11 protein-coding genes and 2 tRNA genes are annotated in these 15,224 nt (G+C 59.2%); 7 read left to right on the top strand and 6 right to left on the bottom strand.

Going from position 1 to position 15,224, the window contains the following annotated elements:
* Positions 1-24 precede the first annotated feature (24 nt).
* The 4 genes from J3P93_RS24840 to J3P93_RS24825 form a co-directional block, all read right to left on the bottom strand.
* Positions 25-1,590 (bottom strand): ABC transporter permease, encoded by a 1,566-nt coding sequence (locus J3P93_RS24840; RefSeq protein ID WP_434592934.1) that lies wholly within the window; start codon positions 1,588-1,590, stop codon positions 25-27.
* Positions 1,590-2,600, bottom strand: coding sequence for an extracellular solute-binding protein (locus tag J3P93_RS24835; protein ID WP_434592931.1), 1,011 nt, complete (start codon positions 2,598-2,600; stop codon positions 1,590-1,592). Before J3P93_RS24835 ends, J3P93_RS24840 begins: the two co-directional genes overlap by 1 nt.
* A 193-nt stretch (positions 2,601-2,793) precedes the next feature.
* A tRNA-Leu gene (locus tag J3P93_RS24830) sits at positions 2,794-2,880 on the bottom strand.
* A 180-nt stretch (positions 2,881-3,060) separates the two neighbouring features.
* Positions 3,061-3,147, bottom strand: a tRNA-Leu gene (locus J3P93_RS24825).
* A 226-nt stretch (positions 3,148-3,373) separates the two neighbouring features.
* On the opposite strand from J3P93_RS24825, the gene rnr reads away from it, so the two are divergent.
* From rnr to dnaB, 7 genes are all read left to right on the top strand, one after another.
* Positions 3,374-6,004 (top strand): ribonuclease R, encoded by a 2,631-nt coding sequence (rnr, locus tag J3P93_RS24820; protein ID WP_434592929.1) that lies wholly within the window; start codon positions 3,374-3,376, stop codon positions 6,002-6,004.
* Positions 6,001-6,768, top strand: coding sequence for a 23S rRNA (guanosine(2251)-2'-O)-methyltransferase RlmB (rlmB, locus tag J3P93_RS24815; RefSeq protein ID WP_093105350.1), 768 nt, complete (start codon positions 6,001-6,003; stop codon positions 6,766-6,768). Before rnr ends, rlmB begins: the two co-directional genes overlap by 4 nt.
* A 306-nt stretch (positions 6,769-7,074) precedes the next feature.
* Positions 7,075-7,497: a 30S ribosomal protein S6 gene (gene rpsF, locus J3P93_RS24810; protein ID WP_016771938.1), complete on the top strand. Its 423-nt coding sequence runs from the start codon at positions 7,075-7,077 to the stop codon at positions 7,495-7,497.
* Between the two features lie 29 nt (positions 7,498-7,526).
* Positions 7,527-7,757: a 30S ribosomal protein S18 gene (rpsR, locus tag J3P93_RS24805; RefSeq protein WP_002551829.1), complete on the top strand. Its 231-nt coding sequence runs from the start codon at positions 7,527-7,529 to the stop codon at positions 7,755-7,757.
* 36 nt (positions 7,758-7,793) lie between these two features.
* The gene (locus J3P93_RS24800; protein WP_093105347.1) at positions 7,794-8,687 is read left to right on the top strand and encodes a hypothetical protein; all 894 of its coding nucleotides are present in this window, start codon (positions 7,794-7,796) and stop codon (positions 8,685-8,687) included.
* Between the two features lie 18 nt (positions 8,688-8,705).
* The gene (rplI, locus tag J3P93_RS24795) at positions 8,706-9,152 is read left to right on the top strand and encodes a 50S ribosomal protein L9 (protein WP_003221136.1); all 447 of its coding nucleotides are present in this window, start codon (positions 8,706-8,708) and stop codon (positions 9,150-9,152) included.
* Positions 9,153-9,273: 121 nt separating this feature from the next.
* Positions 9,274-10,671, top strand: coding sequence for a replicative DNA helicase (gene dnaB, locus J3P93_RS24790; protein WP_090280796.1), 1,398 nt, complete (start codon positions 9,274-9,276; stop codon positions 10,669-10,671).
* A gap of 37 nt (positions 10,672-10,708) precedes the next feature.
* Here the strand turns inward: dnaB and J3P93_RS24785 are convergent, their stop codons facing one another.
* Positions 10,709-12,055 carry an NEL-type E3 ubiquitin ligase domain-containing protein gene (locus J3P93_RS24785; RefSeq protein WP_434592924.1) on the bottom strand — a complete coding sequence of 449 codons (1,347 nt, stop codon included), beginning with the start codon at positions 12,053-12,055 and terminating at the stop codon, positions 10,709-10,711.
* A gap of 373 nt (positions 12,056-12,428) precedes the next feature.
* The gene (locus J3P93_RS24780; RefSeq protein WP_434592922.1) at positions 12,429-15,035 is read right to left on the bottom strand and encodes a hypothetical protein; all 2,607 of its coding nucleotides are present in this window, start codon (positions 15,033-15,035) and stop codon (positions 12,429-12,431) included.
* Between the last annotated feature and the right edge of the window lie 189 nt (positions 15,036-15,224).

Here is a 15,224-nt window from a genome sequence, read left to right as displayed (position 1 = left end):
GCGAGCCTGCTCGCGAAAGCGGTATCAACGGCTCAGATACATCCGCGTCGTGAGCAGATAGACCGGCAACCCCGACACCACAATCAACAACGCCGCATAAGGCGCCGCCGCCGCGAACTCGACATTCGCGGTATGCGCCCAGACCTCGGTTGCCAGCGTATTGAGCCCGGTCGGACTGAGTAGCAGCGTCGCCGTCAATTCCTTCATCGCATCGAGAAACACCAGCGCAAACGCCGCGCCCAGAGCCGGGAAAATGATCGGCAGCGTCACCCGGCAAAATGCCGTGAACGACGAAGCTCCGAGCGTGCGCGCCGCCTCTTCCAGCTGTGGCGCAGCCTTGTTCAGCGCGGTGCGAATCGGCGCCTGCGCCAGCGGCAGGAACAGCAGTGCATAAGCAATCAGCAGCAGCCCCGAGGTTTGATACAGCGCTGGCACGTAGTGCAGAGCGAAATACACCAGCGTCAAAGCAATCACCAACCCCGGCAGCGCGTGCAGCAGATACGGCAAGCGTTCGGCCCAGATTGCCAGTTGACCTTTGTAGCGCACCACCAGCAGCCCCACCGGAACCGCCAGCAGCAGGCAAAGCGCCGCGCCACCCAGCGACAATGCCAGCGATGACAGCAGCGCTTCGGTAATCGCCGCTACCGGAAACGCCGCAGAAGAGCCGACCGCCAGCCAGTAGGCGAGCATTGCCAAAGGAACCCCGCTGCCGACAATCGCCAACGCCAGGCAGTACAGCTGGCCGAGCGCAGCCCATGGGCCCAGGCGGACCTGTTCGGCCTGACGCGCTGCGCCCTGACCGGTGCGCACATGCCGGCCCTTGCCGCGTACACGCAGTTCCAGCCACAGCAACAGCAGGCACAGTGCGAGCAACACCGCCGAGAGCATCGCTGCGTTGGCGTTGCTGAATTCCAGCTCGAATTGCTGATAAATCGCTGTGGTGAAAGTCTGCAGGCCGATGATCGACAGTGCGCCGAATTCAACCAGCATGTGCAGGGCAATCAACAGCGAGCCGGCCAATAGCGATGGCCAGAGCAGCGGCAGGGTCACTCGGAAAAATACCCCCCAACGGTTCTGCCCCAGTGTACGAGCCGATTCTTCGAGGGAGGGATCAAGGTTGCGCAGGGTTGCGGCGACCGGCAAAAAGATCAGCGGATACTTCGACAGGCTCATCACCAGAATCGCTCCACCAAGGCCTTCGAACTGCGCGCTCAGCGAAACCCAGGTAAAGCTGCTGACAAACGCCGGTACCGCGAACGGCAGGCACTGAATCACGCCCCACAAGCGTCGCCCCGGCAGATTGCTGCGTTCCAGCAGCCAGGCCAGCGACAGGCCGATCACGCCGCAAGTGATCGTCACGCCGACCATCAGCGCCAGGGTATTGCGCAGCAAGCCAAACACATACGGGCGCCACAGCAGATGCAGCGCCTCGGCCCAGCCTGCCTGCCACGCCTTGAGCCCGACATAGGCCAGCGGCAACAGGCTCAATACCACCAATAGCAATACCGGTAGCAGCAGCCAGATCGATGGCCGTTTGCGTTTTGGCACGTAACCCCCGCGCGCGGCGGGGGCGGATAACGATGCGCTCATCAGTTCAAGCCAACTTCGCGTTCCAGCTCCAGCGCTTCCTCGGCATTGCCCAGATCGGCAGGCGTCACGTTCGGTGCTTCCAGTTCGCTGAACGGCTTGAGCCCGCGATCCGATTCCATACCTTTGTGCAGCGGATATTCGGCGGTGGTCTGAGTGATCACGCGCTGACCTTCTTCGCTGGCCATGTAGGCGAGGAATTGCTGGGCTTCTTTTGGATGTTTGCTGGATTTCAGCACGGCAGCGCTGGATACGGTGATCAGGCCGCCGGCGTCACCGCCGGTGAAATAGTGCAGCTTCGAATCGAGCTGGCCTTTTTCGCGTTGCAGCGCGAACCAGTAGTAGTTGTTCACCAGCACGGTAGCGACCTCACCGTTCTCCACGGCTTTGAGCGCGACCATGTTGTTGCTGTAAGTCTTGCCGAATGCGCGCAGGCCGGTCAGCCATTCTTCGGCGGCGTCACGCCCGTGCAGCTTGATGATCGCCACGGCCTGTTCCTGGAATGCGCCGCTGGTTGGCACGAAACCGACCTTGCCTTGCCATTGCGGCTCGGAAAATTCCATCACCGATTTCGGCAGGTCTTTCTCGTCGATCAGTTTCGGATTGAATGCAACCACGCGTACGCGGGCGGTAACGCCGATCCAGGTGCCGTTGGCGGCTACGTATTTTTCCGGCAAGACCGCCAGGGTTGCGGTGTCTGCCTTGGCCAGCAGGCCTTGTTCGCCGAGGTTGTTCAGCGGTGGCGACTCTTCGGTGTAGATCACGTCGGCGGGGGAGCGGTCGCCTTCCTCGATGATCTGGCTGGCGAGCTGATTGCTGCTGCCTTTGCGCACATTGACGTGAATGCCGGTCTTGGCTTCGAAAGCCTTGGCAATCGCATCGCCGACTTCTTTGTGCTGGCCGTTGTACAGAGTCAGGGAAACCGCATCGGCTGCCTGGGTGAGGGGAGTGGCGAGCGCCAGGCCAAGGAGGGTGAAGGTCAGGCCTCGGCGCAGGGTATTTCGAAACGTCATTCGCAGGGTTCCTCACTGTCGCATTGCAAAAACTTGCAACAATGATAAACGATATTGGTTCTCAGATGCGCCTTGCGCGGGCGTTGGCGTTTTGATAGCTGCTGAGGCGATTGACGTTTCCGAAGGCCAGAAACGCAAAAACCCGCTTTCGCGGGTTTCTGTGGAATTCAAGGCCTGAACCTTGAATTTGAATTGGTGCCCAGAAGAAGACTCGAACTTCCACGACCGTAAGGTCACCAGCACCTGAAGCTGGCGTGTCTACCAATTTCACCATCTGGGCAATCATCGCGAGCGTTGCCGCTGTTGATGTGGCGCACTATACGGAGCGCATTTTGATCTGTAAACCCCTGATTTAATATTAATAAATCGGTTTTAAGAAAACCCGGGCTTAGAATGCAAAAAACCCGCTTTCGCGGGTTTTGTGTGAGCCCTGAAACTGATCTAGTCTCAAGCTCGAAATTGGTGCCCAGAAGAAGACTCGAACTTCCACGACCGTAAGGTCACCAGCACCTGAAGCTGGCGTGTCTACCAATTTCACCATCTGGGCAGTATCGTCAACGCGTCTGCGTCGTCAATGGCGCGCACTATACGGAGGGTCTTTTCAGCTGTAAACCCCTGCCAGCAAAAAATATGATTTTTTTTACCGGCGGTGGTCAAAATGGCTTTCGGACGGCAGATCACGGCATCCGTTGCGCCTTATATAGCCGGAAATTTCCCGTTTCATGGCGCCTATGCCAAACTAACCCGCATATAGACAAGGTGAAAACTCTCTAATGGCCGATTGGCAGTCCCTCGATCCCGAGGCCGCTCGTGAAGCGGAAAAATACGAAAACCCTATTCCTAGCCGCGAACTGATCCTGGCGCATCTCGCCGATCGTGGTTCGCCGGCTGCCCGCGAGCAACTGGTCGAAGAATTCGGTCTGACCACCGAAGACCAGATCGAAGCCCTGCGCCGCCGTCTGCGCGCCATGGAGCGCGACGCTCAACTGATCTACACCCGTCGTGGCACCTATGCGCCGGTCGACAAGCTCGATCTGATCCTCGGTCGCATCAGCGGTCACCGTGACGGTTTCGGCTTCCTGGTGCCGGACGACGGCAGCGACGACCTGTTCATGAGCCCGGCGCAAATGCGTCTGGTGTTCGATGGCGACCGTGCGCTGGCCCGTGTTTCCGGCCTCGACCGTCGCGGTCGTCGCGAAGGTGTGATCGTTGAAGTGGTGTCTCGCGCCCACGAAACCATCGTCGGTCGTTACTTCGAAGAAGGCGGCATCGGCTTTGTCGTTGCCGACAACCCGAAGATCCAGCAGGAAGTGCTGGTCACGCCGGGCCGCAACGCCAACGCGCAGATCGGTCAGTTCGTCGAGGTGAAAATCACCCACTGGCCGACGCCACGCTTCCAGCCGCAGGGCGATGTGGTCGAAGTGGTTGGCAACTACATGGCGCCGGGCATGGAAATCGATGTTGCCCTGCGCACCTACGACATTCCGCACGTCTGGCCTGAAGCCGTACTGAAGGAAGCTGGCAAGCTCAAGCCGGAAGTCGAAGAAAAAGACAAAGAGAAGCGTATCGACCTGCGTCATCTGCCGTTCGTCACCATCGACGGCGAAGATGCCCGCGACTTCGACGACGCGGTTTACTGCGAAGCCAAACCGGGCAAGCTGCGATTGTTCTCCGGCGGCTGGAAGTTGTACGTGGCGATTGCCGACGTCTCCAGCTACGTGAAAATCGGCTCGGCGCTGGACAACGAAGCGCAGGTGCGCGGCAACTCGGTGTACTTCCCCGAGCGCGTGATCCCGATGCTGCCGGAGCAACTGTCCAACGGCCTGTGCTCGCTGAACCCGCACGTCGATCGTCTGGCCATGGTCTGCGAGATGACCATCTCCAAGTCCGGCGAAATGACCGATTACTGCTTCTACGAGGCGGTGATTCACTCCCACGCCCGCCTGACCTATAACAAGGTCAGCGCGATGCTGGAAACGCCAAAAGTGGCCGAAGCGCGCAAACTGCGCGGCGAGTACACCGACGTCGTACCGCACTTGAAGCAACTTTATGCGCTGTACAAAGTGCTGCTGGCTGCCCGTCACGTACGTGGTGCGATCGATTTCGAAACGCAGGAAACCCGGATCATCTTCGGTTCCGAGCGCAAGATCGCCGAAATCCGTCCGACCATCCGCAACGATGCGCACAAGCTGATCGAGGAATGCATGCTGGCGGCCAACGTGGCCACCGCCGAATTCCTCAAGAAGCATGAAATTCCTGCGTTGTATCGCGTTCACGCCGGTCCGCCGCCGGAGCGTCTGGAAAAACTGCGCGCGTTCCTGGGCGAGCTTGGCCTGTCCCTGCACAAAGGCAAGGACGGTCCATCGCCGAAGGACTATCAGGCCTTGCTGGCAGGCATCAAGGATCGTCCGGATTTCCATCTGATCCAGACCGTCATGCTGCGCTCGTTGAGCCAGGCGGTGTACAGCGCTGAAAACGACGGCCACTTCGGCCTGAATTACGAAGCCTATACCCACTTCACTTCGCCGATCCGTCGTTATCCGGACCTGCTGACGCATCGCGCGATCCGCAGCGTGATCCATTCGAAACAGGACACCCCGCACGTTCGGCGTGCCGGTGCGATGACCATTCCGAAGGCGCGCATCTATCCATACGACGAGGCAGCGCTGGAGCAGCTCGGCGAGCAATGCTCGATGAGCGAACGCCGCGCCGACGAAGCGACCCGCGACGTAGTGAACTGGCTCAAGTGCGAGTTCATGAAAGATCGCGTCGGTGAGTCGTTCCCGGGCGTGATCACTGCGGTGACCGGTTTCGGTCTGTTCGTCGAACTGACCGATATCTACGTCGAAGGCCTGGTGCACGTCACTGCGCTGCCGGGCGATTACTACCACTTCGACCCTGTGCATCACCGCTTGGCGGGCGAGCGCACCGGTCGCAGCTTCCGCCTCGGCGATACCGTTGAAGTGCGAGTCATGCGCGTCGATCTGGACGAGCGCAAGATCGACTTCGAGATGGCCGAAAAAACCATCAGCGCGCCGATCGGCCGCAAAAAGCGTGGCGCTGAAACAGCTGCTCCGGCTGCCAAGGCATCGGAAGACAAGGCCCCGGCGAAAGGCGCCAGCCGTCGTCCGGCCAAGGAAAAGGCTTCCGAGGCTTATCGGCCCAGCGACGCCGTGGCAAAAAACGCCGAGCTGCGCAAAAGCCGAGAAATGAAAAAGGCCTTGCTCGCCGATGCGAAAAGCGGTGGTAAAGCGGCGTCTGCGGGAAAGACCGGACGGTCGGCGCCTGACAAGGCGACCGGCGGCAAGCCAGCCAAACCGAGCAAGCACCGCAAGGGCCCGCCAAAAGCGGGTTCCGCTCCAGCCAAAAGTGGCGGAGCCCGTAAACCGAAGGCGAAGTCATGAGTCAGTTGGAAAAAATCTACGGCGTTCACGCGGTAGAAGCGTTGCTGCGTCACCACCCAAAACGCGTTAAGCAGATCTGGCTGGCGGAAAGCCGCAACGATCCACGGGTGCAGACGCTGGTTGAGCTGGCCAATGAAAATCGTGTCCAGGTCGGCCAGGCCGAGCGCCGCGAAATGGACGCCTGGGTCGAAGGCGTCCATCAGGGCGTGGTTGCGGAAGTGAGCCCGAGCCAGGTCTGGGGCGAGGCGATGCTCGACGAGTTGCTCGATCGCACCGAAGGCGCGCCGCTGCTGCTGGTGCTCGACGGCGTGACCGACCCGCACAACCTCGGCGCCTGCCTGCGTTCGGCCGATGCGGCCGGCGCGCTGGCAGTCATCGTGCCGAAAGACAAGTCGGCGACTTTGACGCCCGTGGTGCGCAAAGTCGCCTGCGGTGCAGCGGAAGTGATTCCGCTGGTCGCGGTGACCAACCTTGCCCGCACGCTGGAGAAACTGCAGCAGCGTGGTTTGTGGGTAGTCGGTACGGCGGGGGAGGCCGAGGTCAGCATTTATGACCAGGACCTGACCGGCCCGACCATTCTGATCATGGGCGCCGAAGGCAAAGGCATGCGTCGCCTGACTCGCGAGCACTGCGACTATCTGGTGAACCTGCCGATGGCCGGTAGCGTCAGCAGTCTCAACGTCTCCGTGGCCACCGGCGTCTGCCTGTTCGAAGCCCAGCGCCAGCGCGGCGCCAAGGCCAAGGCTGCCACGAAGAAGTCCTGATCCACTGCAAATCCCCTGTAGGAGTAAGCCTGCTCGCGATAGCGGTGCAACATTCATCATCAAAGTTGAATGTCGCACCGCTATCGCGAGCAGGCTCACTCCTACATTGTTTTGTGTCTCGGCGAAGATTAGTGGTTGTTCAAATAATCACCAATTACCTTGCACCCCCGCAGTCCCTTCTCTACAATTGCGCCCCTTGCTGTGGCGGCAGGCACGCATGTGCCCCGGGCCAGCAAGTCCATAAGTGTCATTCACTCCTTGTCTGACCGTTTTTGAGCGGCAGGCTACAACCCGTAAGGAGCATTCATGCGTCATTACGAAATCATCTTTCTGGTCCACCCGGATCAGAGCGAGCAAGTCGGCGGCATGGTTGAGCGTTACACCAAGCTGATCGAAGAAGACGGCGGCAAAATCCACCGTCTGGAAGATTGGGGCCGTCGTCAACTGGCCTACGCAATCAACAATGTTCACAAGGCTCACTACGTGATGCTGAACGTTGAGTGCACTGGCAAGGCCCTGGCCGAGCTGGAAGACAACTTCCGCTACAACGATGCAGTGATCCGTAACCTGGTCATCCGTCGCGACGAAGCCGTTACCGGCCAGTCCGAGATGCTCAAGGCTGAAGAAAACCGCAGTGAGCGCCGTGAGCGTCGCGACCGTCCTGAGCACGAAGGCGCCGAAGGCACCGACAGTGATGACAGCGACAACAGCGATAACGCTGACGAGTAATCCACGGACCTTATTAAGGAGCCTATCAAATGGCACGTTTCTTCCGTCGTCGTAAATTCTGCCGCTTCACCGCTGAAGACGTGAAAGAGATCGATTACAAAGATCTCAACACTCTGAAAGCCTACGTATCCGAGACCGGCAAAATCGTTCCAAGCCGCATCACCGGTACCAAAGCTCGTTATCAGCGTCAGCTGGCCACCGCTATCAAGCGCGCCCGCTTCCTGGCCCTGCTGGCCTACACCGACAGCCACGGCCGCTGAGACCGGGCAGTCGACAAGTAGCAAAGGATTGAATGCATGCGCGCCTTAGCTGAGTTCATCATGCGCGGCCGTATGCAGGCCACTCTTGTGGTGGCCGGATGTGCAACATTGCCGTTGTTGTATTGGTTGGGTGCTGCCGCCGGGAGCCTTGTGCTGCTGCGGCGCGGACTGACGGACGCCCTGGGTGTTCTGTCTCTGGGGCTGCTGCCGGCGTTGATCTGGTGGCTGTATGCCGATGACCCACGGGCGCTTCTGGTGCTGCTGGGGTCTTCGGGGCTTGCGCTGGTTTTGCGCGCAAGCGAGTCCTGGGTCCGTACGCTGCTGGTCAGCGTAGCAATGGGCGTGGTGTTTTCAGTGGTGCTCGGGGCCGCGTTTGCGGCCCAGATCGAGATGCTCGCGCAAGCCTTGATAAAGGTCATGCCAGCGCTTCTCGGTGAAACCTACAAGCAATTGTCGGTGGATGAGCAAGCGCGTTTCGCGTCCCTGATTGCACCGGTCCTGACCGGACTGATTGCGGCATTGTTGCAAATCGTCAGCGTGCTGAGCCTGATTGTCGGGCGGCATTGGCAGGCGTTGTTGTACAACCCGGGTGGTTTTGGTCGCGAGTTTCGCGCCATCCGCATTCCGCTGGGGCCGGCGATGTTACTGCTGGCGTTGATGCTTCTGGGCCCGAATCTCGGTGCACAGATGGCCATGTTGACGCCGTTGTGCAGTGTACCGCTGGTGTTCGCCGGGCTGGCCCTGATTCACGGGCTGGTCGGGCAGAAGCGACTGGCCGGTTTCTGGCTGGTGGGGTTGTACGTCACGCTGCTGTTGTTCATGCAGCTGATCTATCCGTTGCTCGTGGTTCTGGCCATTGTCGACAGCCTGATTGATTTTCGCGGTCGTCACGTGTCGAAAGACACCGACAGCGCGAACGGTGAAGGTTAAAAGTTAGAGGATTTTCACATGCAACTGATCCTTCTGGAAAAAATCGCCAACCTGGGCAACCTGGGCGACAAAGTAAACGTTAAGGCCGGTTACGGCCGTAACTACCTGCTGCCTTTCGGCAAGGCTACCGCTGCGACCGCTGCCAATCTGGCTGCGTTCGAAGAGCGTCGCGCCGAGCTGGAAAAAGCCGCTGCAGACCGTAAGGCATCGGCTGAAAGCCGTGCTGCCCAACTGGCCGAGCTGGAAGTGACCATCACTGCCACCGCTGGCGACGAAGGCAAGCTGTTCGGTTCGATCGGTACTCACGACATCGCTGACGCACTGACCGCTTCCGGCGTTGAAGTGCAGAAGAGCGAAGTTCGTCTGCCGAACGGCACCATCCGCAACGTGGGTGAATTCGACGTAGCCGTGCACCTGCACGCCGAAGTTGAAGCCACCGTACGCGTTGTCGTGGTAGCAGCTTAAGCAACACCGGATCGGCTGGCGGCTTGTCCGTCAGGCGGTTAACATCGGGCACGATCCTGTTTACAGGTCGTGCCCTTTGTCTTTCTGAATCCCCTGCTTTTCACCTAATTCTCAAGTGGCCATGAACGATATCTCCGCTCCCGAGCAATACGATCTGCAAACCGCTGCCCTGAAGGTGCCGCCACATTCCATCGAGGCCGAACAGGCCGTACTCGGTGGTTTGATGCTGGACAACAACGCCTGGGAACGCGTGCTCGATCAAGTCTCCGACGGCGATTTCTATCGACATGACCACCGCCTGATCTTCCGTGCGATCGCCAAACTGGCCGATCAGAACATGCCGATCGACGTGGTGACCCTGTCCGAACAACTGGACAAGGAAGGCCAGACGTCCCAGGTTGGCGGTCTCGGTTACCTCGGTGAGCTGGCGAAAAACACGCCGTCGGTCGCCAACATCAAGGCCTATGCGCAAATCGTCCGCCAGCGTGCGACGTTGCGCCAACTGATCGGCATCAGCACCGAAATCGCCGACAGCGCCTTCAATCCTGAAGGCCGCACCGCCGAAGAAATCCTCGACGAAGCCGAACGGCAGATCTTTCAGATCGCCGAAGCGCGGCCAAAGACCGGCGGCCCGGTCGGCGTCAACGAACTGTTGACCAAAGCCATCGATCGCATCGACACCCTGTTCAACACCGACAACGCGATCACCGGCCTGTCCACCGGTTACACCGACCTCGACGAGAAGACCAGCGGCCTGCAACCGTCCGACCTGATCATCGTCGCCGGTCGTCCGTCGATGGGTAAAACCACCTTCGCAATGAACCTGGTGGAAAACGCGGTGTTGCGCAGCGAAAAAGCCGTGCTGGTTTACTCCCTCGAGATGCCAGGCGAATCGCTGATCATGCGTATGCTTTCTTCGCTCGGTCGTATTGACCAGACCAAAGTGCGTTCCGGCCAACTGGAAGACGATGACTGGCCGCGCCTGACCTCGGCGGTCAATCTGCTCAACGATCGCAAGCTGTTCATCGATGACACCGCCGGCATCAGCCCGTCGGAAATGCGCGCGCGGACGCGGCGTCTGGTGCGTGAGCACGGTGACGTTGGCCTGATCATGATCGACTACCTGCAACTGATGCAGATCCCGGGCTCCAGCGGCGATAACCGCACCAACGAAATTTCCGAGATCTCGCGATCCCTGAAAGCGCTGGCCAAGGAATTCAACTGCCCGGTAGTGGCCCTGTCGCAGCTCAACCGTTCCCTCGAACAGCGCCCGAACAAACGCCCGGTGAACTCCGACTTGCGTGAATCCGGTGCAATCGAGCAGGACGCCGACGTGATCATGTTCGTGTACCGGGACGAGGTATACCACCCGGAAACCGAGCACAAAGGCATCGCCGAAATCATCATCGGCAAGCAGCGTAACGGCCCGATCGGCTTTATCCGCCTGGCGTTCATCGGCAAATACACCCGTTTCGAAAACCTCGCGCCGGGCAGCTACAACTTCGACGACGACGAGTAAGGGCTGGCCGAACACCGTCGGCCAGCACTCGCCTCATTCAGCTTGCACTTGTGCCGGCGGCTTCCACGTCAGTGCCGCTGGCCTTGTATTGCGCCAGTTCCTGGCGGCTCAGCGTCTCGATCAGGGCCGCTTCCTCGATCATCCACTCTGCCTGCATGGCTTTCGATTGCGCGTCGTAGTCGGCGAACGACAATTCATTTGCTGCAAATGACTCATCGAGGGCTGCCTGACGGTCCTGGAATGGCTGGCGTTGGGTTTCGAAGTTTTCCTGGTATTTATGCGTCAGGTACTTTTGCCAGAACTCCCTCGATACCAATGCCTGAAATTCCTCGGCTGAGTTTTCCCGCGCAATGACGGTTTGATAAGCGTTTTCCATTTGCACTTTGGAGACGCCGGCCAAGTGGGCGAACCCCATTTCTTCCGGTTGCCCCGGTAACTGCAGGCGGTCTTTGAGGCCGTGGCGATAGAACAACCTGATTTCCATTTCTTCCGGTATATGCGGTGCTGGCAGGTGAGCAGCCTCTTGCGGCGTTCTGCCGGCCGCGATTTTCGCCTCGCGCTGGGCGATATCCGCCGAGGCGATTTTGTCGACTTCATGCAAGCGGAACAAAGCCCGGGACAGCTTGAACAGTTCTGGTCCCTGCGACTTGTCGCCGGCCAGAGCTATCGCGTTGTGCATCATGGTGGCGGTTTCCAGGTTGGCGAAGGTGAATGCCGCCCGGTCACAGCAGGCCGCCTCGCCCGCGCGATCGAACACTTCGTCGCGCAAGCGTTCGGACTGCGGCGTGTTCTCGGTGATGCTGTCGATCAGCATCCAGACTCGTGCCTGAAGTTGCGGGTGGCCGGTACCGGTATGCTTCAGACGTTCCAGGGTGTTGAACAAACCGTCCGAGCGCGGCTGGTCGCGCAGGGTCTGCCATTGCCGCGTGCGTTTGGCCACCTGATTCTCGGTCAGGCCTGCGGTCCAGCGCACCATCGGGTCAGCCGTGGCCAGGCGAAAAAGCTCCGGGCGCCTGATGCGCGCTGTTTCGAGAAGGTTTCTCGCACCTGTCAGTGGTGTGCCGGCTGCTCGCAGGCGACTGCGGTAGTGGATCAGGCGGTTGGCCGTCGCATTCGACAATGGGTTGTTCGAAATATCGGTGATGTTGTTGATGCGCACGCTGTTCGCCAATTGATCATTCTGCGGTGCGATGACGGCGTCGGGGATTTCCGTGATTCGGTTGTCGTTCAGATTGATGGTATCCAGCAGCGGCTGGTTCAGGATGCCGGTAGGAAAGGAATCGATCCCTGTGTAGGCGAGACTGATCGAGCGCAGGTCGACGATCCCGCTCAGGTCGGGGACGATACCCAGTTGCGGGTTTTCCTGCAGCTCCAATGCACGCAAGGTGGTGCGACCCGCGGTCGATGCTGTCTGTTGATCCGCCCCGTCGGAATGGCGGATGAATCGACGTTGCAGTTTCGAAGCCTGGCCGCACTGTGGTGTCGGGGCGAAGCGCAGGTGAATCCACTGCGGTATCCGGCAGTGGGTGCACTTGGGCGGTAGTAATACCTTTTGAAGGTGTTTTGATTGGCATGGTTTACGTTCCTTGTGGAATTGGCCAGCAGCCTTCCGATGCTGCTGGCGTTATCGGCCTCATGGCCAGAGAGGGAATACGAAGTGGCTGTACCGGATTCTTTCCCGGCGAACGGCGCACCTGGTTACTTTTCTGTCGGGTGACACTATGCCCGGGCGAGGAAACAGCAATTACGTGAGGCTTTCAGGTGATCGTCGCCAGATCGAAAATTCTCTGCGCGGTGCGTTTGTCGAAGTCAGGGCGCCAAATGGCGACGTGTCGTCGTCCCGCCTGTTCTTCTCTGCGCTGCGACATACTGCCCTTTGCGCTTTGCTCAAGCGTTTTCAGGTGACCGCCACGCACGTTGAAGTTCAGAGCGGGCGTGTCTACGGCAGGGTAATGAAAGTGCGCGTGCCAGAGTGGCGCGCCGGTATGGGCATCCGTCAGCACGTAGATGTCGAGGTATTCTCTGTCCTGGCCCTTGCCCCGTTTCAGTCGGGTGGCGTTTTTCCGCGCCCGGACGTGCTCCCTGTCGATCAGATAAATCACCCGGTCGACACAGAGAAAATTCTTGTCCTTGTAAATCCGGATGCGAATGTCCTCACCTGCGGACCGCAGGCGCTGACTGTCCTGTTTCAGCCTTTGGATCAACGCCTTGGCACTGGCATCGCTGTGTTCGAACCGCTGAAGCTGCAGGGCTGTGTCATCCAGCGCTCCGACTTTATCTTCAAGTGATTCAACAATATTGTCCGGGTTGTATTTTTTCCGCTCTTCCCTGAGGGCGGTATTTATGTGTGAGTCGGACTCGCTCAGCAGTTGACCGGCGTCTGCCAGCAGCGCGGGCAGGGCTTTTTTCCGAATCGTCTGCACCGGGCGCCATTCTCCCTCTCTGTGCTCGTAGGTTTGTATCGGTTGCTTCGGATTAAAGGGGCTGCTGACGTCAATGACTTCTTCCCCGAGAGCGGTGCGTCGTGACTCGCCGATGTTGATCTTGCTGACACCGTTCTTTTTCGCCCGAAACAGGCGCCAGGGCTTTGCCTGCGGGCCGCTTCGGTCTTGTGGCGGAATATAGTCGAAGTCAATCGGCTGCTCCGGGGCGGGTCGTGCGGAGCCGCCCGGCTGGTCCAGATAGAGGCGCGTCAGGCGAGTTTCCAGGGTGAGTTCGAACGCCTGGATTTCGGCGTTGATGTCATTGCGTGAGGTGACGTGATCGGGGCCGGCTGGCAGATCCAGTCGATCGTACCAGTCGCGCAGTGCTGCGCACTGCTGAGACAGGCCACTGAGTACCGATACGTGCAGGTCTTCCGGGATCTTGCCAAGCGCTGAGTAAACGACGGTCGCCATACCGAACTGGACCGCCAGGTCAGAAGCCTGAACAGCGTTGCCGGCCGACAGAGGATTGTCCAGCAGTACACTTTTGGTGAGCACCCACGAGGCGACGACGTTATGAGTGTCCGCCGATGAAAGTATGTCGCTCAGATCGTCCGGCGAGACCTTCCATTTTTTCAACAGATTATCGGCAATGAGCTGGCGCTCTTTCAGGTGGCCCATCAATCGGTAGAGGAAGCTGACGGTGCGTGGAAGCCTGTCCGGTGCGAGGTCGAGTAGCGGACCCTCCAGTGCGCGACGACTCAGGCCGCATTCTATGAGCTGTTGATAGGCGAGCATTTGTCCTGTTTGCAACGCGATCATTTTATTTCTATAACCGTCCTCGGAAATAAAGGTTTTTACGACGGTTTTTTGCTCTTTGTAGTACTTCAGGGCCTTCCCTAGACTTTTCAGCTCCTGGTGGCTATGCAGTTCGCGTTTGACAAGTGCCGTTAATTCGCCAGTAACCTGCGTGGCGGGCTCACCCTCCAGATCCTTCGCCGTTAGCCATGCAGCAATCAGCTCCTGACGTTTCTCGTAAGCTTTTTGGACTTGCAGATTTATCCGGTCAAGTTCATCGGCCACTTCCAGACGCTTCCAGAAAAGACTTGAAAACTCTGCCACGGTTCGCGGCATACCCGCGGCACCGTAAACAATCGTGCCTTGCCAGCCGTGCCGGGTATCGAAAGCGACAGGCTCCGAACTGCCGGGGCGCGAAGCCACGTAAAGATTGCCAGCATCGGTAGCGACCGCGTCCCCGGGGCGAACGATGCGCATCACCGACCTCTGCGGGGACGAAGCATCGAGATCATGCAGGACTTGATAGGCATGTTGTTCTATTCGCGCGTAGAGCTTGCCATTGAAGCGATACAGTCCATCACTGCCCGGATCGGTAGTGCTGAAATCCAGGTCGGTGCGAAACGCCTCCAGTCGTGCAGTTGATAGCGGATAGGTCAACGGCACCAGGCGTTCAACCGGATACCAGAGAGAACTTTCGACGCCGGGCTTTAAAACCGGTCCTGAAGGTATCAGTTCACTCGGTAATTTCGCGCGATAAAAGCCACTGGCCGGATCCACTCCGATCTGCACAGTACCGCCGTCTGGCACTTCAACATACTGCCGTCCTCGGTAGCTCGAAATACCTTGGGCGTCAGGTGCCGGCAGCACCGCCAGCGAGGTGATCCAGTAGTCCTTCAGTGGACGTTCGGGCAGAACGGGGGCGGGTGCTGAGTTCGCAGTTGAGCTGATCGCAACTCGCGGTGGCGCAGGAGTAATGACCGAATGAGCGGGATCGGTCGGTGACGAAGGGAGTCGGGCAGGAGAAGGGGGCACCAATGTGCCGCCGAATGAATTCCTGTTGACGGGCCCGGGCACCGAGTCGCCGACGCGCGTCCCATGGACCGATGCGGTTGTTGAGCCTCTGACTGGCGGTTTGATTGGCATTGCTTGTCATCCTTTAACGTTCACGCCTCGCTATCCCGAAGATGCGCTGAGTGGTCGGCTTCCTTGCCGTATGGTGCGTCGTGCGTTCATATGGAACGCGTAATGTCCGGATGCGCGGCCTCTTGGAGAAACCGACCACTGCCGTCGGAATTGGTCAAAATTTGTGCTATATTCCGCGCCCGCGATTTT

The organism is Pseudomonas sp. R3-57, assembly GCF_051132065.1.
Taxonomy (GTDB): Bacteria; Pseudomonadota; Gammaproteobacteria; order Pseudomonadales; family Pseudomonadaceae; genus Aquipseudomonas.
The sequence above is the reverse complement of the archived record's forward strand: the minus strand, read 5'-3'. Positions and strand labels throughout refer to the sequence as shown.

Excerpts from the sequence above, each read along its gene's own strand:
- J3P93_RS24840 (WP_434592934.1), bottom strand. The coding sequence starts at position 1,590 with ATGAGCGCATCGTTATCCGCCCCCGCCGCGCGCGGGGGTTACGTGCCA.
- J3P93_RS24835 (WP_434592931.1), bottom strand. The coding sequence starts at position 2,600 with ATGACGTTTCGAAATACCCTGCGCCGAGGCCTGACCTTCACCCTCCTT.
- rnr (WP_434592929.1), top strand. The coding sequence starts at position 3,374 with ATGGCCGATTGGCAGTCCCTCGATCCCGAGGCCGCTCGTGAAGCGGAA.
- rlmB (WP_093105350.1), top strand. The coding sequence starts at position 6,001 with ATGAGTCAGTTGGAAAAAATCTACGGCGTTCACGCGGTAGAAGCGTTG.
- rpsF (WP_016771938.1), top strand. The coding sequence starts at position 7,075 with ATGCGTCATTACGAAATCATCTTTCTGGTCCACCCGGATCAGAGCGAG.
- rpsR (WP_002551829.1), top strand. The coding sequence starts at position 7,527 with ATGGCACGTTTCTTCCGTCGTCGTAAATTCTGCCGCTTCACCGCTGAA.
- J3P93_RS24800 (WP_093105347.1), top strand. The coding sequence starts at position 7,794 with ATGCGCGCCTTAGCTGAGTTCATCATGCGCGGCCGTATGCAGGCCACT.
- rplI (WP_003221136.1), top strand. The coding sequence starts at position 8,706 with ATGCAACTGATCCTTCTGGAAAAAATCGCCAACCTGGGCAACCTGGGC.
- dnaB (WP_090280796.1), top strand. The coding sequence starts at position 9,274 with ATGAACGATATCTCCGCTCCCGAGCAATACGATCTGCAAACCGCTGCC.
- J3P93_RS24780 (WP_434592922.1), bottom strand. The coding sequence starts at position 15,035 with ATGCCAATCAAACCGCCAGTCAGAGGCTCAACAACCGCATCGGTCCAT.